Genomic DNA, 18,318 nt, shown 5'->3' on the forward strand with positions numbered 1-18,318 from the left:
CGTCATCTGAAGAGCCGCTCGAGAGGACCCACCATGGCCACCGCACCCGTACAGGACCAGCGCCGGCTGCTCGACGTCCAGGCTCACGACACCCGCCTGCAGCAGCTCGCCCACCAGCGCAAGAGCCACCCGAGCCTCACCACGATCGCCGAGCTGGCGGGGCGGATCGCGGACCTGCACGGCTCGCTCGTCGACTCCCGCACCGCCGTCGCCGACCTGGAGCGTGAGGTCACCAAGGCCGAGGCCGACGTGGAGCAGGTGCGCAACCGTGCGGCCCGCGACCAGCAGCGCCTCGACTCCGGGGCCCTGTCCGCCAAGGACTCCGTCGCGGTGATGAGCGAGCTGGAGGCCCTGGCCCGGCGCCAGTCGGTCCTGGAGGACGCCGAGCTCGAGGTCATGGAGCGCCTGGAGGCGCACCAGAAGTCGCTGGCCGAGGTCGAGGCGGCGCACGGCGAGCTCGCGGCGGCCCGTGAGAAGGCGATGGAGGAGCGGGACGCGGCCTACGCCGAGATCGACGCGGCGGCCCGCGAGGTGCAGGCGGAGCGGGCGACCGCCGTCGACGGGCTGGACGGCGCGCTGGTCGGCCTGTACGACAAGCTGCGCGCCCAGCTCGGCGGTCTCGGCGCGGCCGCCCTGCGCGGCAACCGGTGCGAGGGATGCCGGCTCGAGCTCAACCCCACCGACCTCGCAGCGGCACGCAACGCGCCGGCCGACCAGGTGGTGCGGTGCGAGGAGTGCGGCCGGATCCTCGTGCGGTCCGACGACGCCTGATGGCTTCCCCCACCGGCGCCCCGGCGCCCGGGGCGCTCGCCCGGTACGACGGCGCGGTCCCGGCCACGGTGGTGCTCGTGCGCCACGGCGTCACACCCCTGACCGAGGCGGGCGCGCTCTCCGGTGGTGACGACGTCGGCCCGTCCCTGACGACGACGGGACGGCGTCAGGCCGCGCAGGCCGCCGACGCCGTCTTCCGGATCGGCAAGGACCTGTGGCCGGACGTGCCGCGGCCCGACGCCGTCGTCGCCTCGCCCATGGCCCGTACGCAGGAGACCGCCGCGGCGGTGTCCCGGCGGATCGGCGCGCCCGTGCGCACCGACGAACGGTTCGCCGAGTGCACGTTCGGGGAGTGGCAGGGCCTCACCCCCGGGCAGGTCGCCGAGCACTGGCCGGGCGAGCTGTCCCGCTGGGTGCGTGAAGGCACGTACGCGCCGCCCGGGGGCGAGTCGTACGCCGACCTGTGCGCGCGGGTGCGCCCGGCGCTCGACGACGTCGTCGCCGCGCACCCGACCGGGACGTCCGTCGTGGTGGCGCACGCCGCGGTGATCCGCTCGCTCGTCGGGGCGATGCTCGAAGCCCCGCCGACGGCGTGGGGCAGGATCCGGATCCCGCCGTGCTCGCTGTCGATCCTGCGGATCTGGCCCGACGGCGAGCGCGAGGTCAGCGTGGTCGGGTTCCCCACCGACGTGTGAGGCACCGCGCCCGAAGGGCGCGCCCACCCGCGGTCACCGCTTCGCAGCGAGACCCAGGGCGCGGTCGACGCCGCGCGCGACCCAGGCGTCCAGGGCTGCGTCGTCGCCGGTGGTGGTGGGGTCCACGCCCACCGTGCCGTGCATGGTGCGGGTGCCCATGACCAGCTCGTGGGCGCCGTCCGCCAGCGCGGCGTCGTGGCCGTCGGTACCGACCCGCACCATGAGGACGTCGCGGGTGATCCCGACGGCCATGTGGGTGTTCACCATGAACGCCAGTCCGCCGAACATCCTCTGCTCGACGACGTCGGCACGTGCGCCGACGGCGCGGCGCACCCGGACGGCGAGGTCCTCGTCGTAGGCCATGGTGCCAGTGTGCGCGCGTCCGGCCCTGCTCGCCGCCGTCAGGAGATGACGATCTCCAGGGTGCGCGCAGCGGTCCGGGTCGTGGCGGCGTGCAGCGTCGCCTCGATCATCCGGTAGCTCAGTCCCGTGCCGACCTCGGTGCCGATGACGGTGCCGTCCAGCTCTCGCGTCGCGTCGAGCAGCTCCTCGGCGGACGACGGCGGGACGCCGTCGCGGCGCAGCAGGTGACCGGTGAGCACCCCGCGGGTGTGCTTGGCGTTGTGGGACACCACGGTGCGCCGTCCCGCGTGCTCGCGCACGACGCGCACGGCGACCCAGTCGGTGGCGTCGGTACCGGTGGTGCGGGGCTTCCACGCGGCGAGGTACGCGGCCGAGCGGCAGTCGACGACGACGTCGCCCGCCGCGCGCGCGTCGAGCGCCTCCGCGAGGTGCGGGCGCCAGGCGGTGGCGAGCCGGCCGACCCCGGGCAGGTCGACGCCCATGGACAACCGGTAGGCGGGGATGCGGTCGTGCGGTGCGACGACGCCCCACAGCCCGGAGAACACCAGGACGTCCGCGGCGGCGCGGCGGGCGGCGTCGTCGTCGAGCGTGCCGAGGCCTGCTGCCGCGTAGAGCACGCCGGTGTAGACCTCGGTCGCTGGGGCGGCCGGGGCGGTGCGCAGCGTGGTGTTGCGGGCGACCTCGTCGGCCAGGCTCGAGCCCACCTTGAGGATCTCGGTGGCGTCGGGGCGCGCGCTGATCCGTGCCAGGGCGTCCAGCACCGTCTCGCGCTGCGAGTCGAGCGACGGCGAGGTGAGGGTGGCGAGGTCGACCGGGCCGCCTTCGGTGGCCCGGGTCTTGCCCTCGGAGGGCGGCAGGCAGATCAGCACCCCGACACCCTAGGTGCAGGCGGCGGGGTCCGGGGACGGGCGGGTGGGTGCGATGCCTCACCCGGGGTGGCGGCCTCACGACCTGCGCCGCGCTCGCGGGCGCCTCGTCGTCCGTGAGCGCTAGGTTGGCGTGATGGTCCAGGTGAAGATCTCCGGCAACCGGTCCGTGTGGGGCGAGCGACGCCAGGAGGTGTCCGACGCGCTGCACGCCGCGCTCGTCACCGCCTGGCAGATCCCCGCCGAGAAGCGGTTCCACCGGTTCTTCCTGCTGGAGGACGGCGACCTGGTCGCGCCGCGTTCGGAGGCCTACCTCGTGGTCGAGGTCGTCTGCTTCGCCGGGCGTAGCGCCGAGGCGAAGCGCGCGCTCGTGCGAGCGCTGTTCGACGACGTCGCCCCGGCGCTGGGGGTCGGGGTCGACGACGTGGAGCTGGTGATCCTGGAGAGCCCGCGGGAGAACTGGGGCATCCGGGGGCTGGCGGGCGACGAGCTGGCGCTCGGCTACCGGGTCGACGTGTGACCGTGCCCGTCAGTCCGTCCACCAGCGGGTATCCTTGCCGGGCGGACGAGTCGGTCGGACGGTCGCGTCATCGCTTCGGCGGTGCCGAGGAACGTCCGGGCTCCGAAGGGCAAGGTGGTGGCTAACGGCCACCCGGGGTGACCCGCGGGACAGTGCCACAGAAAACAGACCGCCTGCACGCCTGGCGTGCAGGTAAGGGTGAAACGGTGGTGTAAGAGACCACCAGCGCGGCCGGTGACGGTCGCGGCTCGGTAAACCCCACCTGGAGCAAGGTCAGACAGGCTGTGTCGGAGGGCTGCCCGCCCGATTCTCCTCGAGGGAAGCGCAGTCGGGTAGACCGCTCGAGCCCTGCGGTGACGCAGGGCCTAGATGGATGACCGTCACCCGTGCCGGGGCAACCGGGCACGGGGACAGAACCCGGCGTACAGACCGACTCGTCCGCTCTCGCCCGTCCCGTACCAGCGGGTGCCGCCGTCGGTGGACGCCGGTAGCGTGCCGGCCATGGCGACGCTCCGGTTCCGCCCGGCCAACGAGGTCCCGTTCGAGGACCTGCAGCTGGTGCTGGGGACGTCGCCTGCCGGTCGGTGCCAGTGCCAGCGCCAGGTGCTCGGCGACCGCCTGTGGTGGGACATGCCTGTCGAGGAGCGCCGCCTGCGTCTCGCGGAGCAGACCTGCGCCGACGATCCGGCGGCGCGGACGACGAGCGGGCTGGTGGCCGACGCGGACGGCGAGCCCGTCGGGTGGGTCGCCGTCGCCCCGCGTCCGACCTTCCGCCGCTACTACGGGCGCAGCCCCGTGGTCTGGGCCGGCCGGTCGGAGGACCGTGAGGACGACGACGTGTGGGCCGCCGTGTGCTTCGTGGTCCGGGCCGGGTACCGGGGCGAGGGCCTGATGTACGAGCTGGCGGCCGCCGCGGTCGACTTCGCCCGGTCGCGCGGGGCGCGCGCGCTCGAGGGGTACCCGGTGGTGGCGTCCGACGGGGGCGAGGTCGTCTGGGGGGAGGCGAGCGTCGGGACGCCCCAGGTGTTCGCCGCGGCTGGTCTCACCGAGGTGTCGGCGCCGACGTCGCGGCGGCGCGTCGTGCGGATCGACTTCTGACAGGTTTCGTCGCGGTGACGAGGGTGAAAATTCGGTCAAGGAACTGTCAGGAACGGTTTACCGGACTCGGTGTTCGGGGGTACCGTGGTCGTGTCGCGACGACGAGGTCGCGATGTCCTGAACGCCGGTGCCGCGCCGTGGCACGCAGGGGGCGTGGACTCCAGGGACGAAGGTGGGACAGTGACACTCACCCATGAGGTAGGGATCGGCGGGATCGCGCTGAGCGACAGCCCGGCGTCCTGCGTGGTGACGATGTGGGGCGAGATCGACATCGCCCTCCGTAACGAGGCCTCGGCGGCGTTGGCCGGGGCATTCCAGCGTGACCTTCCCGTGGTCGTGGACGCCTCCCGGGTGACGTTCATCGACTCCGCGGGGATCGCCTTCCTCGTCCAGCTCTGCCGCATCGGGCGGGACGAAGGTCTGAAGGTCACGTTGCACGACCCTCCGGCAGCCGTCCGTGACGTCCTGCGCACCCTCGAGCTCGAGGTTGCCGTCACGGACTGAGGAACGACGACGACGGCGCCTTCCCGCCTCGGGGAGGCGCCGTCCTCGTGCCGGTCAGTAGCCGGTGCCGCTCTTGGCCTGCTTGCGCTCGATGGGGTGGGCGCCGCCCTTGGCGTCCAGGGTCGTGCACGCGTCCACGATGTCCTGGGTCAGCCGCTCCACCTGCCCACGGCTCATCGACTGCTTCACCAGGGCGCGCAGGATCTTCACCTCCTGGGCGTCGGGAGGCAGCGTGTACGCGGGGACCATCCAGCCGCGCTCGGCGGACAGCTGCCAGGCGATGTCTGACTCGTCGTAGTCGGCGTGGTCGCCCGCCAGCCGGAACGCGACCAGGGGGAGCTGCTCGGCGTCCGCCCCGATGACCTCGAACCGTCCGGTGGCGCGCAGGTTCGCGGCCAGCGCGCGGGCGTTCTGCTGCAGCTGACGCATCACGTAGGTGTAGCCCTCGCGTCCCAGCCGCACGAAGTTGTAGTACTGGGCGAGGACCATCGCCGCACCGGTCGAGAAGTTCAGGGTGAACGTCGCGTCGGTCTTGCCCAGGTAGTTCTCGTAGAAGACCAGGTCCTGGGCGAGGTCGGACTCCTCGCGGAAGACCAGCCAGCCGATCCCGGGGTAGACCAGGCCGTACTTGTGTCCGGAGACGTTGATGGACCGGACCTGCTTGAGCCGGAAGTCCCACGCCGTGTCGGGATACAGGAACGGCCAGACGAATCCTCCGCTGGCGGCGTCGACGTGCAGCGGGACGTCGACGCCCCGGTCGCGCTTCACGTCGAGGAGCAGCCGGTTGATGCCGGCGATGTCGTCCATGTGGCCCGTGAACGTGGTGCCGAGCACCGCGGCGACGCCGATCGTGTTCTCGTCCAGGTGCGGCGCGACGTCGTCCGGGCCGATCGTGTACCTGCCCTCGGCGAGCGGGATGATCCGGGGCTCCACGTCGAAGTAGCGGCAGAACTTCTCCCAGACGACGTGCACGTCACCGCCGAACACGAGGTTGGGCCGGTCCACGGGCAGCCCGGCGGTCTCACGGCGCTCCTTCCACCTCCACTTCAGGGAGAGCGCACCGAGCATGATCGCCTCCGACGAGCCCTGGGTGCGGCAGCCCGTGGTCTCGCCGGGGGCGTGGAAGAGGTCGGCCAGCATCCGCACGCAACGCTGCTCGATCTCCGCCGAGACGGGGTACTCGGCGTGGTCGATGAAGTTGCGGTGCAGGTTCTCCGCGATGATGCGCTGCGCCTCCGGCTCCATCCACGTGGTGACGAACGTGGCGAGGTTGCGCGCCGGGTCGCCCTCCAGGGCGAGGTCCTCGGCGACCAGCCGCATGGCGTCGGTGGGACTGGCGCCGACGGCCGGGAACGTGCTGGACGGCGCCTCCTCGGTGAGGAACCTGTTGCTGTACAGCGCCACGGTGCGCTCGTCCGGCGTCTGTCCCATGCTGTGAGTGAAGCACGGGCCCAGGTCACTGGCACCCGGCACCGGGACCGCGCGGACCCGGTGCCGGACGGGGCGGGGCTCAGTGCGGACGCGCCGCCAGCGACGCGGCCCCGACGATGCCGGCGCGGTTGCGCAGGGTCGCCGGGATGATCTCCGCCCGCAGGTCCAGCAGCGGCAGGAACTTGTCGTGGTGCTTGGACACGCCACCACCCACGACGATCAGCTCGGGGGAGAGCAGCATCTCGACGGTGTCGAAGTACCGCTGCAGCCGCCTGCCCCACTTCTCCCAGCTGAGCTCCTCGCGCTGGCGGGCCGAGTCGGCGGCCTTCGACTCGGCGTCGTGCCCGTGGATCTCGAGGTGGCCGAGCTCGGTGTTGGGCACCAGGGTGCCGTCGACCAGCAGGGCCGAACCGATGCCCGTGCCGAGGGTGACCATGAGCACCACGCCGTCACGCCCGGCCGCGGCGCCGTAGCGCTGCTCGCCCACCCCGGCGGCGTCGGCGTCGTTGACCGCCACCACGTCGCGCCCGGTCGCCTCGTGCAGCAGCTCGGGCAGGTCGATCCCCTTCCACGACTTGTGGAGATTCGCGATGAACCGCACGACGCCGCGGTCCAGCGGCGCCGGGAAGGCGACGCCGATCGGTGCGTCCGCCGGCAGCTCGAAGCCGTCGACCAGCTCGGCGATCACGCCGGCCACCGCGTCGGGCGTGGACTTGTGCGGCGTGGGGATGCGGCGACGGTCCGCGGTGAACTCTCCCGTGGTGAGGTCGACGGGGGCGCCCTTGATCCCGGACCCTCCGATGTCGATGCCGAAGGCCACCTTGTGCCTGCTCTGTTCAGCCATGAGACCCATCCTGGGGCATGCTCGGGACATGAGCGAGAAGAACGCAGGTGAGAGCCAGTACTGGTACAACACCAAGACCGGTCAGGTGGAGACCTCCGGCGACAAGTCGTCGTGGACGCACCTCATGGGCCCCTACCCGACGCGCGAGGCGGCGCAGAAGGCGCTGGAGACGGCGTCGGGGCGCAACCAGGACTGGGAGTCCGAGGACGAGGACTGGCGCAAGGGCTGACCTGCGCGGCGCGCTCAGCGCTCGAACGAGTGCTCAGGTCCCGGGAAGGTGCCCGCACGGACCTCGGCGACGTAGTCCGTCGCGGCGCCCTGGAGCGCCTGGCCGATCTCGGCGAACCGCTTCGCGAAGCGCGGCGACCAGTCCGTCATCCCGGCCATGTCCGTCCAGACCAGCACCTGGCCGTCGACGTCGACCCCCGCCCCGATCCCGATGGTCGGGACGGTCAGCAGCCCGGTGACGTCCGCCGCGACCCCCTGGGGCACCATCTCCAGCACGACGGCGACGGCTCCGGCCTCCTGCACGGCCAGGGCGTCACGGCGCAGCGCCGCGGCGCGCTCGTCGCCGCGGCCCTGCACACGGTGCCCGCCCAGGGCGTTGACCGACTGCGGCGTGAAGCCGAGGTGCCCGACGACGGGGATGCCGGCGTCGGTGATGGCCCGGATCTGGGCGGCCGAGCGGACGCCCCCCTCGAGCTTCACCGCCGCGGCCCCGGTCTCCTTCATGACCCGCACGGCCGAGGCGAGAGCCTGGCTCGGGCCGTCCTCGTAGGTGCCGAACGGCAGGTCGACGACGACGAAGGCGCGCTTCGTCACCGAGGCGACGGCGCGGCCCGCACGGACCATGTCGTCCAGGGTGACCGGGAGGGTGGTCTCCAGGCCGAGCATCGTGTTCCCGATGGAGTCGCCGACGAGGATGGAGTCCACGCCCGCGGCGTCGAAGATCGCCGCGGTGGCGGCGTCGTACGCCGTGATCATGGTGATCTTCTCGCCCTGCTCCTTGGCCTGGCGCAGGTGGTGCACGCGCACGCGGCGGGCGCCCTGCGCCCCGGTCGGGGGCGGGTTGGTGACGGACATCACACCGCTCGCGGACGGGGTCTGGCCGGACGGGTCCTGGCTCGTTGCTGCCATGGTCGATAGCGTAGGCGACGGCGGAGGGGGACCCGATCTCACGACGTCGTGACGTGCCCGGACGGGTGCGTCACCCACGGTTCACACGTTTCGGGCAGGATGGGGACATGGACAGGCAGCAAGAGTTCGTGCTCCGCACGGTCGAGGAGCGCGACATCCGCTTCATCCGCCTCTGGTTCACCGACGTTCTCGGTGTGCTCAAGTCCGTCGCGGTCGCACCGGCGGAGCTCGAGCAGGCCTTCGTCGAGGGCATCGGCTTCGACGGGAGCGCCATCGAGGGGCTCACGCGGGTCTACGAGGCGGACATGATCGCCAAGCCGGACCCGACGACGTTCCAGGTGCTGCCGTGGCGCGGTGAGCGGCACGGCACCGGACGGATGTTCTGCGACATCCTCACCCCGGAGGGCGAGCCGTCGCTCGCGGACACCCGCAACGTCCTCAAGCGGGCGCTGGCCAAGGCCAGCGACAAGGGGTTCACCTTCTACACCCACCCCGAGGTCGAGTTCTACCTGTTCAACCAGATGTCGTCCCCGGACGCACCCCTGGTGCCCGTGGACGACGGCGGGTACTTCGACCACCTGGCGAGGGGCAGCACGCACGACTTCCGTCGGGCCGCGATCTCCATGCTGGAGTCGATGGGCATCTCGGTGGAGTTCTCCCACCACGAGGCGGGCCCGGGGCAGAACGAGATCGACCTGCGGTACGCGGACGCCCTCACCACGGCGGACAACCTCATGACCTTCCGCACCGTGGTCAAGGAGGTCGCGCTGGAGCAGGGCGTGTTCGCCTCCTTCATGCCCAAGCCCCTGGCGGACCAGCCGGGCTCCGGCATGCACACCCACATGTCGCTGTTCGAGGACGACCGCAACGCGTTCCACGAGGCCGGCGCCCAGTTCGAGCTCTCGAAGACGGCCCGGCAGTTCATCGCCGGCCTGCTCGTGCACGCGGGGGAGATCACCGCGGTCACCAACCAGCACGTGAACTCCTACAAGCGGCTGTGGGGCGGCGCCGAGGCGCCGAGCTACATCTGCTGGGGCCACAACAACCGTTCCGCCCTGGTGCGGGTGCCGATGTACAAGCCCGGCAAGGGCAACTCCTCGCGCATCGAGTACCGGGCCCTGGACTCGGCCACCAACCCGTACCTCGCCTTCGCCGTGCTGCTCGCCGCCGGCATGAAGGGCATCGAGGAGGGCTACGAGCTGCCCGACGCCACCGAGGACGACGTGTGGGAGCTGACCGACTCCGAGCGTCGCGCGCTCGGCATCGCGCCCCTGCCCGAGACCCTCGACGAGGCCATCGAGCTGATGGAGTCCTCCGAGCTCGTGGCCGAGACGCTCGGCGAGCACGTCTTCGACTACGTCCTGCGCAACAAGCGCAACGAGTGGCAGTCGTACCGCAACCAGGTCACCCCGTTCGAGCTGAAGACGTCGCTGCAGTTCCTGTGAGCCGGCGGCCGGTAGGGTCGGGCCCGTGAGCTCGACGCGATCCGGTACCGGCAGGCGCGAGACCCCGACCCGCAGGTTGCTGCGGGCGGGTTTCGCCGATCTCACCCGTTCGGCCCAGCTGTGGGACGACGACGCGCTGCGGGGCGTGCTGCCCGACGACGGCGACGACGTCGTGGCCGCACTCGGGTCGAGCGCGGACCCCGACCTGGCGCTGCTGCAGCTCGTGCGGCTCGCCGGAGTCCCCGCGGCGGCCGACACGGTGCGTCGGCTGCTCACCGAGGCGGGGACCGACGCCCGTGCGTCCCGTCGTCTCTTCGCCGTGCTGGGTGCCTCCGGCGCGCTGGGCGACGAGATCGTCCGGCGCCCGGAGCTGCTCGACGTCCTCGGCCAGGAGGACGGCGGGCTGGGGGTCGACGCCGCCGACGTGCGCGCCGAGCTCCTGCGCTCCGTGGGCGCCGATCCCGACGCCGCCGAACCAGTCGCCGCCGACCCGCCCGCCGGACCGGACGCGGCACCCGCGTGGCCCGACGTCGCCGCCCGGACCAGCACCGACGCCCTGCGGCGCGCCTACCGGACCCGGTTGCTGCGCATCGCGGCCACCGACCTCACCGCCGACGACCCGCTGACCGTCCTGCCCGGCGTCGGAGCCGCCCTCGCCGACCTCGCCGCCGCCGCCCTCGACGCCGCGCTCGCCGTCGCGCGCTCGCAGCTGCCCGACCACGGCGCCGGTGTGCGCCTCGCGGTGATCGGCATGGGCAAGACGGGCGGCCGGGAGCTGAACTACGTCTCCGACGTCGACGTCGTCTACGTGTGCGAGCCCCAGGTGGTGGACGGCGAGCCCGTCGTGGACGAACCCACCGCGATGCGCACCGGCAGCCAGCTCGCCTCGCGTCTGCAGAAGGTCTGCGGGGGCACGTCCCTGGAGCCGGCGCTGTGGGAGGTCGACGCGGCGCTGCGGCCCGAGGGCAAGCAGGGGCCGCTCGTGCGGACCCTGGAGAGCCACGTGGCCTACTACGAGCGCTGGGCGCAGACGTGGGAGTTCCAGGCGCTGCTCAAGGCGCGCCACGTCGCCGGCGACGCGGACCTCGGCTCCGCCTACTGCGCGGCCACCGCGCCGTTCGTGTGGGCGGCGGTCAACCGCGACAACTTCGTCGAGGACGCCCAGGCGATGCGCCGACGCGTCGAGGACCACGTCCCCAGCGCGGAGGCCGACCGCCAGATCAAGCTCGGCAAGGGCGGGCTGCGGGACGTGGAGTTCACGGTGCAGCTCCTCCAGCTCGTGCACGGACGCACCGACGACGAGATCCACGCGGCCAACACCCTCGAGGCGCTGTCCGCGCTGGCCGGCGAGGGGTTCGTGGGCCGCGAGCACGCGGTGCGGATGGGTGCCTGCTACCGGTTCCTGCGCGCGTTGGAGCACCGGGTGCAGCTCTTCCGGCTGCGGCGCACCCACCTGCTGCCCACGGGCGAGGACGAGCTGCGACGTCTGGCGCGGTCCCTCGGTGTGCCCGACGGTGCCGACGGGCTGATGAAGCGCTGGCGCGACACCCGCCGCGAGGTGCGCAGCCTGCACGAGGCCGTCTTCTACCGCCCGCTGCTGCCCGCCTGGGCGCAGCTGTCCGACGACGAGACCTCCCTGGCGCCCGAGGCCGCACGGGCCCGGTTCGCCGCGATCGGCTACCGCAACCCGGACGGGGCGATGCAGCACGTCGTCGCCCTCACCGAGGGGACGTCGCGCCGTGCCGCGCTGCAGCGTCAGCTCCTGCCGGTGATGCTCGGCTGGTTCGCCGAGGGCGCGGACCCCGACGGGGGGCTGCTGGCCTTCCGCAAGCTGTCCGACGAGCTCGGCTCGACCCCCTGGTACCTGCGGCTGCTGCGCGACTCGGGCAACGCCGCCTACCACCTGGCACAGCTGCTGTCCTCGTCGCGGTACCTGTCGGACGCGCTGGCCCGGTCCCCGGAGTTCGTGCAGTGGCTGGCCGACACCTCGCGGCTCGAGCCACGGGGTGCGGAGCGGCTCGCCTCCGAGGCGGACGCCATCCTCACCCGGGCCGACGCCTCCGACGAGGCCGCCACCCGCCTGCGTGCGATCCGCCGACGCGAGCTCGCCCGCACCGGCGCGGGGGAGGTGCTCGGCGTGCTCGACCCGGTCGCGGCGCTGTGCTCCATCTCGGAGGCCGCGGACGTCGTCGTGGTGGGGGCGCTGCGGTCCGCGGAGTTCGCCGCCCGCCAGGAGATGGGGCTCGGCCCCGACCGCACCGCCAACCCGACGCGCATGCTGGTGATCGCCATGGGCCGCTTCGGGGGCCGGGAGATGGGTTACGGCTCCGACGCCGACGTGATGTTCGCCCACCAGCCGATGCCGGGCGCCGACGAGAAGGTCGCCCAGGACTTCGCCCTGCTCACCGCACGCCGGGTGCAGAAGCTGCTGTCCGCCGTCGGGCCGGAGCCTGCGCTGCCCGTGGACGCGGACCTGCGCCCCGAGGGGCGCCAGGGCGTGCTGGTGCGCACCCTGGACTCCTACGCCGAGTACTACGAGCGGTGGGTGAGCGTCTGGGAGCAGCAGGCGCTGCTGCGCGCCCGGCCCGTCGCGGGGGCGATCGGGGGCGAGACCGACCTGGCCGAACGCTTCGAGGCGATGGTGGCGCCCCTGCGGTACCCCACCGGTGGTCTGCCCGAGAACGCGCTGCGCGAGATCCGGCGGATCAAGGCCCGCGTGGAGTCCGAGCGCCTGCCCCGCGGGGCGGACCCCACCCGGCACCTCAAGCTCGGGCGGGGTGGCGTGTCCGACGTCGAGTGGGCGGCGCAGCTCCTGCAGCTGCAGCACGCGCACGAGATCGGGTCGCTGCGCACCACGGGCACCGTCGCGGCGCTCGACGCCGCCGAGGCGGCCGGCCTGCTCACCGCGCAGGACGCCACCTGCCTGCGCGAGGCGTGGGTGCTAGCCTCTCGGCTGCGGTCCGCGATGGTGCTGTGGTCGGGCAACGTCGGCGGTCCCCGCGGTGACGTCCTGCCGAGCGACTCCCGGTCACTGTCCGCACTGGCCCGCCTGCTGGGTGACGTCCGTTCCGGCGTCGACCTCGAAGATCTCTACCTGCGCACGTCCCGGCGCGCGCGCACCGTCGTCGAACGCGTCGTCTACGGCGAGGAATGGTGAGGAAACCATGAGTGCTGGCTTGTTGGGTCTGCTCGACGACGTGGCGGCCATCGCACGGCTCGCGGCAGCGTCGATCGACGACGTCGGCGCCGCCGCCGCGAAGGCCACCGCCAAGGCCGCCGGAGTCGTCATCGACGACACGGCGGTCACCCCGCAGTACGTGCACGGTGTGGCGGCGGACCGCGAGATCCCGATCATCAAGAAGATCGCCAAGGGCTCCATCCGCAACAAGGTGCTCATCATCCTGCCCGTGGCGCTGATCCTGAGCGAGTGGGCGCCCTGGCTGCTCACCCCCATCCTCATGGTGGGCGGCACCTATCTCGCCTTCGAGGGCGCGGAGAAGATCTGGGGCAAGCTGCGTGGCCACGACGCCCACGAGGCGCCCGCGGCGGCGAAGGGACCCGACGCGGAGAAGACGCTGGTCGCCGGAGCGGTGCGGACCGACCTCATCCTGTCCGCCGAGATCATGGTCATCGCGCTCAACGAGGTCGCCGACGAGAGCTTCCTGGCCCGTCTGGCGATCCTGCTCGTCGTCGCGTTCGTCATCACCGCGATCGTCTACGGCGTCGTCGCGCTCATCGTGCGCATGGACGACGCCGGCCTCGCCCTGGCGGGGCGGGCCTCCGAGCGCAGCCAGCGGCTCGGGCGCGCCCTGGTGGCCGGCATGCCGAAGGTGCTGGCCGTCATCTCCACGGTGGGCACGGTCGCGATGCTCTGGGTCGGCGGCCACATCCTGCTCGTCGGCGTCGACGAGCTCGGCTGGCACGCCCCCTACGAGCTGGTGCACCACGTCGAGGAAGCGATCGTGCACGCCGTGCCCGCCGTGGGCGGCTTCCTCGCCTGGTGCTTCAACACGCTGTGCTCCGCGATCATCGGGCTCGCCGTCGGCGCGGTCGTCGTCGCGGTGATGCACGTCCTGCCGTTCGGCAAGGGTCACGACGAGCACCCGGCAGGGGAGCGGAACGCACACCAGGAGTGAGCGGTGGCGGGAGCGCGCGGGGCGCGCCCGCACCCTCCTACTGGCGGCGCAGCTGGTGGAACGTGGGGCAGTCGAACGGGTCGCGGGCGGACAGGCCCACCTCGTTGAGATAGCCCACGACGATCCGGTAGGAGTTCACCAGGCTCGTCTCCGTGTAGGGCAGGCCGATGTGCGCGCAGTGGGCGCGGACGAGCTCACGGGCGCGACCCAGGTGCGGCCGCGGCATGCTCGGGAAGAGGTGGTGCTCGATCTGGAAGTTCAGGCCACCCATGAGGATGCTCATGAACCATCCGCCGCGGATGTTGCGCGAGGTCAGCACCTGCTTCGACAGGAAGTCCACCTTCGCGTCGGCGGGCAGCACGGCCATGCCCTTGTGGTTCGGGGCGAACGACGCCCCCATGTAGACGCCGAACACGGCGAGCTGGACACCCAGGAACGCGAACGCCATCCCCAGGGGCAGCACCCAGAACAGGACCGCGACGTAGGTCGCGAGCCGGACGGTGATGATGCTGAGCTCACGCACCCGGGTGCGGGCGTCGCCGTGGCCGTCGCGAGCGAGCAGCGAACGGTACGCCGTGACGTGCAGGTTGAGGCCCTCGAGGGTCAGCAGGGGGAAGAACAGGTAACCCTGGTAGCGGTTGATGAACGCCTTGAAACCACGCGCCGCGGCCGCGTCCTCGGGGACGAACACCACGACGTCGGGCGCGATGTCGGGGTCCTTGCCGCGCCGGTTCGGGTTCGCGTGGTGGCGGGTGTGCTTGGTCATCCACCACGAGTAGCTGATGCCGACGACGGCGTTGGCCAGGATCCGACCGGCACGGTCGTTCGCCGGCCCGGACCGCAGCACCTGACGGTGCGACGCCTCGTGCGCGAGGAACGCGAACTGGGTCAGGACGAGGCCCAGGGCCCCGGCGATGAGGAGCTGGAACCAGGAGTCCCCGAGCAGGACGAACCCGGCGACGAGGCCCCCGAGGGCGGTCGTCAGGGCGGCCAGCGTCCACCCGTAGTAGCCGACGGCACGGTTGAGGAGGCCCTGGTCACGCACCTCGCGCGACAGTGCGCTGTAGGTGCTGGTCACGGCGGCGGACGGGGACGTCCCCTCCCGCGGCGCGGACAGTCCAGGGTGGGTGGCGGTGGGGCTCATCTAGGCCTCTCGTCGTGGTCTCGACTTCCCAGCCGCGTCGGTGAGCAGGTGCTCGTCGTACAGATGTGGCGAGTCTACGGTCCGGGGTCCGCCACCTGGGGATTCGGAGGTGAAGACCCGGTGCAGGCGTCGCAACGCCACCGGTCCCTGAGACACTCGCACTCGGGGGGCGCACGACGCCTGCCACGGCCGCCGTTCGACACCCGACGAGGAGTTCTCATGACCGACGCAACCTCCGGCTCCGACCAGCGGCACCGCTCCGACCCACCCGGGCGCCCGCGCCTGATCATCTTCGACGTGAACGAGACGCTGTCGGACATGGCCCCGATGTCGGCCCGGTTCGAGGACGTCGGCGCCCCCGCGCACCTCGCCCGGCTGTGGTTCGCCGAGCTGCTGCGCGACGGGTTCGCGCTGACGGCCTCGGGGGACATCGAGTCGTTCGCCGTCCTGGCCGCCGAGGCGCTGCGGGTCCGATGGGCCGGGCTGGACCTCGATCGTCCGCTCGAGGAGGCCGTGGACCACGTCATGCAGGGGTTCTCCGAGCTGGAGGTGCATCCCGACGTCGTGGACGGCGTGCAGGCGTTGGACGACCTCGGGATCCGGCTGGTGACCCTGAGCAACGGGTCGGCCGGTGTCGCCGACGCGCTCCTGCAGGGAGCCGGGGTGCGCGACCGGTTCGAGCGTCTGCTGACCGTCGAGGACGCCGGGGAGTGGAAGCCGGCCCTGCGCGCCTACACCTACGCGCTCGCCGAGTGCGGGGTGGAGTCGCAGGAGGCGATGCTCGTGGCGGTGCACCCCTGGGACATCGACGGCGCCCGACGCGCCGGTCTGGCGACGGCCTGGATCGATCGGGCGTCCGGGCGCTACCCGGCCTACTTCGCCGTGCCGGACCTCACCGCGGGGTCCCTGGTGGAGCTCGCCGACGCGCTGAGGTGAGGGGCGCAGGTGTGAGGGACGGCCGTCCCCGCCCCGCCCCGAGGAGTCGTCGCTCGCCTGGAACACATCCGGCGCGTCGGCGGGTTCCCGTCGCATGAGCGAGACGAGCACCCTCGACGAGGCTGGGCGTCGTCGTGCGTTCGCGGAGATCGTCGAGCCGGAGATCGAGGTGATGCTGCGTGTGGCACGAGCCATCACCGGCAGCGTGACCGACGCCGAAGACCTCGTGCAGGAGTCGCTCGTCCGCGCGTTCCGCGCGATCGACCGGTTCGACGGCCGGCATCCGCGGGCGTGGCTGCTCACGATCGTGCGTCACACCAACGCCAACCTGCACCGGCGAAGGCGCCCCGTCGTGATCGACGACTGGGAGCTGGTGCACTCCTCCCGCCCCGCGTTCGGGTCCGCGGAGTCACCGAGCGCCGAGGACGTGTACGTCATGGAAGAGCTCGACGGTGCTCTCGGGTCCGCGGTCGCCGCGCTGGATCCGAGGTTTCGCTCCACCCTCGTGCTCGTCGACGTGCACGACCTGTCCTACGCCGAGGCCGCTGCCGTCCTCGAGGTGCCCGTCGGCACAGTGATGTCCCGGCTCAGCCGCGCGCGGGAGAGGGTCCGCAAGGCGCTCGGCCCCACGTTCACCACCACCCGAGGGGAGCAGCCATGAGCGGAGTGCTCCGGCAGATGATCACGTGCCACTGGACCGCGCGCCGTATCCAGCGGTACCTGGACGCCGATCCGGCGGCGCCCCTGACCCCGGGGGAGGTGACCCGCCTCGAGGAGCATGTCGCCACGTGCGCCAGGTGCAGGGAGGTCGTCCGCCAGCACCGCCGGCTGCACCGTGCCCTGTCGCTGTGGTCGACACGTCGACCCGTGGACCCTGCCTCGATCGACCGGATGCGCGCCGTGCTCGACGACCTGATCGACGGGCGGCAGCCGTGAGCGCGGCCGACCGTTGGGACCTGCTGGTCCTCGGGGGTGGCAGCGCCGGGATCGTCGCGGCCAAGACGGCGGCGAGGCTCGGCGCGCGAGTGCTGCTGGTGGAGCGGGGCCGCACCGGAGGTGACTGCCTGTGGCACGGGTGCGTGCCCTCCAAGGCTCTGCTGGCCGCCGGGCATGCGGCCGCCGGTGCCCGCCGCGCCGCACGGTTCGGAGTGCTCGTCGACGACGTCCGGGTGGACTTCCCGCGGGTGATGGAGCACGTGCACGCAGCGATCGGCCACATCTCGCCCGTCGACTCGGTGGAGACCCTCGAGGCTGCCGGTGTGTCGGTCCGGATCGGACATGGTCGGTTCGCCGGTCCGGGCGTGCTCGACCTGGACGGGGAGACGGTCCGGTTCACCCAGGCGGTCGTCGCGACGGGTGCCGCGCCCGCGGTGCCGCCCGTCGCCGGTCTGGCAGACCTCGACTACCTGACGAGCGACACCGTGTGGGACCTCGTCGAGGCTCCGCAACGGGTCGCGGTCCTCGGGGCGGGGAGCGTCGGCTGTGAGCTCGGGCAGGGGTTGTCGCGGCTCGGGGTGGAGGTGACCCTGGTCGAGGGGGCGCCACGGGTTCTGCCTCGCGAGGACGCCGCGGCTGCCGAGGTCGTGCACCGTGCGCTGGAGTCCGAGGGCGTCACGATCCGCACTGGCCGGTCGGTCACGTCGGTCGTGGCGACCGACGACCGGTCGGGGTCGATGCGCCTGGACGACGGGGGCACCGTGGAGTTCGATCGACTCCTGGTCGCCGTGGGTCGACGCCCGAGGACGACCGGTCTCGGTCTCGACACCGTCGGCGTCCAGCTGGACGAGCACGGCTTCGTCGTCGTCGACCGCCGGCTGCGGACCACCAACCCCCGCATCTGGGCGGCCGGTGACCTGACGGGGCACCCCCAGTTCACCCACCTCGCCGGGGTTCACGGCAGCCTCGCGGCCAGCAACGCGGTGCTCGGCGTACGGCGTTCCGTGGAGACGTCGGCGGTGCCGCGCGTCACGTACACCGACCCGGAGGTCGCCGCTGTCGGCCTCGACACCGGGGGACGGCGCGACGGGATCCGCGTGCTGACCCTGGAGCACCACCTCGTGGACCGAGCGGTGACCGAGGACCAGACCGACGGGCTGACCCGCCTGGCCGTCGACAGCAAGGGGAGGATCCTCGGAGCCACCGTCGTGGGCCCCCGTGCGGGGGAGACCCTGGGCGAGCTCGCGATCGCCGTGCGCCACGGGCTGCGCACGCGCGACCTGGCCGGCATCACCCATGCCTACCCGACGTGGAACGACGGCCCGTGGAACGCCGCGCTCGCCGACGTCCGCGAACAGCTCGCCCGACCCGGCACCCGGCGCGCCCTGCACGCCGTGGCGCGGACCCGACGGTGGTGGCTCGAGCGACGCGAACCGTAGAGGAGCGGCGCCCCTGCCCCCGGGCGCGGTGGTGGCTCGACCGTGCCGGAACG

The 18,318-nt window shown here is 72.5% G+C and carries 19 protein-coding genes and 1 other RNA gene; 14 read left to right on the forward strand and 6 right to left on the reverse strand.

Going from position 1 to position 18,318, the window contains the following annotated elements:
• The first annotated feature begins 33 nt into the window (after positions 1 to 33).
• Both ACNHYB_RS01395 and ACNHYB_RS01400 read left to right on the forward strand, forming a co-directional pair.
• Positions 34 to 771 (forward strand): zinc ribbon domain-containing protein, encoded by a 738-nt coding sequence (locus ACNHYB_RS01395; RefSeq protein ID WP_418276592.1) that lies wholly within the window; start codon positions 34 to 36, stop codon positions 769 to 771.
• Complete coding sequence (locus tag ACNHYB_RS01400) at positions 771 to 1,466, forward strand: histidine phosphatase family protein (RefSeq protein ID WP_418276593.1); 696 nt, start codon at positions 771 to 773, stop codon at positions 1,464 to 1,466. Before ACNHYB_RS01395 ends, ACNHYB_RS01400 begins: the two co-directional genes overlap by 1 nt.
• 33 nt (positions 1,467 to 1,499) lie before the next feature.
• On the opposite strand, the gene ACNHYB_RS01405 is transcribed toward ACNHYB_RS01400, so the two are convergent.
• The gene (locus tag ACNHYB_RS01405) at positions 1,500 to 1,829 is read right to left on the reverse strand and encodes a TfoX/Sxy family protein (RefSeq protein WP_418276594.1); all 330 of its coding nucleotides are present in this window, start codon (positions 1,827 to 1,829) and stop codon (positions 1,500 to 1,502) included.
• Positions 1,830 to 1,867: 38 nt separating this feature from the next.
• Positions 1,868 to 2,698: a YaaA family protein gene (locus tag ACNHYB_RS01410; RefSeq protein ID WP_418276595.1), complete on the reverse strand. Its 831-nt coding sequence runs from the start codon at positions 2,696 to 2,698 to the stop codon at positions 1,868 to 1,870.
• 133 nt (positions 2,699 to 2,831) lie between these two features.
• On the opposite strand from ACNHYB_RS01410, the gene ACNHYB_RS01415 reads away from it, so the two are divergent.
• The 4 genes from ACNHYB_RS01415 to ACNHYB_RS01430 all read left to right on the forward strand — a co-directional run bounded on the left by ACNHYB_RS01415 (position 2,832) and on the right by ACNHYB_RS01430 (position 4,817).
• Entirely contained in the window at positions 2,832 to 3,215 is a 384-nt protein-coding gene (locus ACNHYB_RS01415) for a tautomerase family protein (protein ID WP_418276596.1), read from the forward strand.
• A 46-nt stretch (positions 3,216 to 3,261) separates the two neighbouring features.
• An RNA gene (gene rnpB, locus ACNHYB_RS01420) (RNase P RNA component class A) lies at positions 3,262 to 3,656 on the forward strand.
• A 60-nt stretch (positions 3,657 to 3,716) separates the two neighbouring features.
• A complete protein-coding gene (locus ACNHYB_RS01425; protein WP_418276597.1) occupies positions 3,717 to 4,313 on the forward strand; it encodes a GNAT family N-acetyltransferase in 597 nt (198 codons plus the stop codon).
• Positions 4,314 to 4,493: 180 nt separating this feature from the next.
• A complete protein-coding gene (locus ACNHYB_RS01430; protein WP_418276598.1) occupies positions 4,494 to 4,817 on the forward strand; it encodes an STAS domain-containing protein in 324 nt (107 codons plus the stop codon).
• A gap of 54 nt (positions 4,818 to 4,871) precedes the next feature.
• Here the strand turns inward: ACNHYB_RS01430 and ACNHYB_RS01435 are convergent, their stop codons facing one another.
• On the reverse strand, positions 4,872 to 6,248 hold the full coding sequence (locus ACNHYB_RS01435; RefSeq protein ID WP_418276599.1) for a glutamate decarboxylase: 1,377 nt from the start codon (positions 6,246 to 6,248) through the stop codon (positions 4,872 to 4,874).
• A gap of 79 nt (positions 6,249 to 6,327) precedes the next feature.
• Positions 6,328 to 7,092: a polyphosphate--glucose phosphotransferase gene (gene ppgK / locus ACNHYB_RS01440; RefSeq protein WP_418276600.1), complete on the reverse strand. Its 765-nt coding sequence runs from the start codon at positions 7,090 to 7,092 to the stop codon at positions 6,328 to 6,330.
• A gap of 28 nt (positions 7,093 to 7,120) precedes the next feature.
• Here ppgK and ACNHYB_RS01445 point away from each other — a divergent pair, with 28 nt between their 5' ends.
• Positions 7,121 to 7,321, forward strand: coding sequence for an SPOR domain-containing protein (locus tag ACNHYB_RS01445; RefSeq protein WP_418276601.1), 201 nt, complete (start codon positions 7,121 to 7,123; stop codon positions 7,319 to 7,321).
• A gap of 14 nt (positions 7,322 to 7,335) precedes the next feature.
• Here ACNHYB_RS01445 and panB read toward each other — a convergent pair whose 3' ends face one another.
• Positions 7,336 to 8,175, reverse strand: a complete 840-nt coding sequence (panB, locus tag ACNHYB_RS01450; protein ID WP_418277965.1) for a 3-methyl-2-oxobutanoate hydroxymethyltransferase — start codon at positions 8,173 to 8,175, stop codon at positions 7,336 to 7,338.
• Between the two features lie 161 nt (positions 8,176 to 8,336).
• On the opposite strand from panB, the gene ACNHYB_RS01455 reads away from it, so the two are divergent.
• The 3 genes from ACNHYB_RS01455 to ACNHYB_RS01465 are packed head-to-tail and all read left to right on the forward strand — an operon-like array spanning position 8,337 to position 13,810.
• Positions 8,337 to 9,674 (forward strand): glutamine synthetase family protein, encoded by a 1,338-nt coding sequence (locus tag ACNHYB_RS01455; protein WP_418276602.1) that lies wholly within the window; start codon positions 8,337 to 8,339, stop codon positions 9,672 to 9,674.
• Between the two features lie 25 nt (positions 9,675 to 9,699).
• Positions 9,700 to 12,831 (forward strand): bifunctional [glutamine synthetase] adenylyltransferase/[glutamine synthetase]-adenylyl-L-tyrosine phosphorylase, encoded by a 3,132-nt coding sequence (locus ACNHYB_RS01460; RefSeq protein ID WP_418276603.1) that lies wholly within the window; start codon positions 9,700 to 9,702, stop codon positions 12,829 to 12,831.
• 7 nt (positions 12,832 to 12,838) lie between these two features.
• Positions 12,839 to 13,810 (forward strand): DUF808 domain-containing protein, encoded by a 972-nt coding sequence (locus tag ACNHYB_RS01465; protein WP_418276604.1) that lies wholly within the window; start codon positions 12,839 to 12,841, stop codon positions 13,808 to 13,810.
• Positions 13,811 to 13,847: 37 nt separating this feature from the next.
• Here ACNHYB_RS01465 and ACNHYB_RS01470 read toward each other — a convergent pair whose 3' ends face one another.
• Positions 13,848 to 14,954, reverse strand: coding sequence for a fatty acid desaturase family protein (locus ACNHYB_RS01470; RefSeq protein ID WP_418276605.1), 1,107 nt, complete (start codon positions 14,952 to 14,954; stop codon positions 13,848 to 13,850).
• A 219-nt stretch (positions 14,955 to 15,173) separates the two neighbouring features.
• Between ACNHYB_RS01470 and ACNHYB_RS01475 the strand changes: the two genes are divergently transcribed.
• From ACNHYB_RS01475 to ACNHYB_RS01490, 4 genes are all read left to right on the forward strand, one after another.
• Positions 15,174 to 15,890 (forward strand): haloacid dehalogenase type II, encoded by a 717-nt coding sequence (locus ACNHYB_RS01475; RefSeq protein ID WP_418276606.1) that lies wholly within the window; start codon positions 15,174 to 15,176, stop codon positions 15,888 to 15,890.
• 94 nt (positions 15,891 to 15,984) lie between these two features.
• On the forward strand, positions 15,985 to 16,551 hold the full coding sequence (locus ACNHYB_RS01480) for an RNA polymerase sigma factor (protein WP_418276607.1): 567 nt from the start codon (positions 15,985 to 15,987) through the stop codon (positions 16,549 to 16,551).
• Positions 16,548 to 16,826 (forward strand): zf-HC2 domain-containing protein, encoded by a 279-nt coding sequence (locus ACNHYB_RS01485; protein ID WP_418276608.1) that lies wholly within the window; start codon positions 16,548 to 16,550, stop codon positions 16,824 to 16,826. The genes ACNHYB_RS01480 and ACNHYB_RS01485 overlap by 4 nt, the downstream gene beginning before the upstream one ends.
• Positions 16,823 to 18,265, forward strand: coding sequence for a dihydrolipoyl dehydrogenase family protein (locus ACNHYB_RS01490; RefSeq protein ID WP_418276609.1), 1,443 nt, complete (start codon positions 16,823 to 16,825; stop codon positions 18,263 to 18,265). Before ACNHYB_RS01485 ends, ACNHYB_RS01490 begins: the two co-directional genes overlap by 4 nt.
• Positions 18,266 to 18,318: the final 53 nt, after the last annotated feature.

Origin of the sequence: Isoptericola jiangsuensis (assembly GCF_048320105.1) — a bacterium.
Lineage (GTDB): Bacteria > Actinomycetota > Actinomycetes > Actinomycetales > Cellulomonadaceae > Isoptericola > Isoptericola jiangsuensis_A.

Coding starts and splice junctions, on each gene's coding strand:
- ACNHYB_RS01395 (WP_418276592.1), top strand. CDS start 34: ATGGCCACCGCACCCGTACAGGACCAGCGCCGGCTGCTCGACGTCCAG.
- ACNHYB_RS01400 (WP_418276593.1), top strand. CDS start 771: ATGGCTTCCCCCACCGGCGCCCCGGCGCCCGGGGCGCTCGCCCGGTAC.
- ACNHYB_RS01405 (WP_418276594.1), bottom strand. CDS start 1,829: ATGGCCTACGACGAGGACCTCGCCGTCCGGGTGCGCCGCGCCGTCGGC.
- ACNHYB_RS01415 (WP_418276596.1), top strand. CDS start 2,832: ATGGTCCAGGTGAAGATCTCCGGCAACCGGTCCGTGTGGGGCGAGCGA.
- ACNHYB_RS01425 (WP_418276597.1), top strand. CDS start 3,717: ATGGCGACGCTCCGGTTCCGCCCGGCCAACGAGGTCCCGTTCGAGGAC.
- ACNHYB_RS01435 (WP_418276599.1), bottom strand. CDS start 6,248: ATGGGACAGACGCCGGACGAGCGCACCGTGGCGCTGTACAGCAACAGG.
- ppgK (WP_418276600.1), bottom strand. CDS start 7,092: ATGGCTGAACAGAGCAGGCACAAGGTGGCCTTCGGCATCGACATCGGA.
- ACNHYB_RS01445 (WP_418276601.1), top strand. CDS start 7,121: ATGAGCGAGAAGAACGCAGGTGAGAGCCAGTACTGGTACAACACCAAG.
- panB (WP_418277965.1), bottom strand. CDS start 8,175: ATGTCCGTCACCAACCCGCCCCCGACCGGGGCGCAGGGCGCCCGCCGC.
- ACNHYB_RS01455 (WP_418276602.1), top strand. CDS start 8,337: ATGGACAGGCAGCAAGAGTTCGTGCTCCGCACGGTCGAGGAGCGCGAC.
- ACNHYB_RS01465 (WP_418276604.1), top strand. CDS start 12,839: ATGAGTGCTGGCTTGTTGGGTCTGCTCGACGACGTGGCGGCCATCGCA.
- ACNHYB_RS01470 (WP_418276605.1), bottom strand. CDS start 14,954: ATGAGCCCCACCGCCACCCACCCTGGACTGTCCGCGCCGCGGGAGGGG.
- ACNHYB_RS01475 (WP_418276606.1), top strand. CDS start 15,174: ATGACCGACGCAACCTCCGGCTCCGACCAGCGGCACCGCTCCGACCCA.
- ACNHYB_RS01480 (WP_418276607.1), top strand. CDS start 15,985: ATGAGCGAGACGAGCACCCTCGACGAGGCTGGGCGTCGTCGTGCGTTC.
- ACNHYB_RS01485 (WP_418276608.1), top strand. CDS start 16,548: ATGAGCGGAGTGCTCCGGCAGATGATCACGTGCCACTGGACCGCGCGC.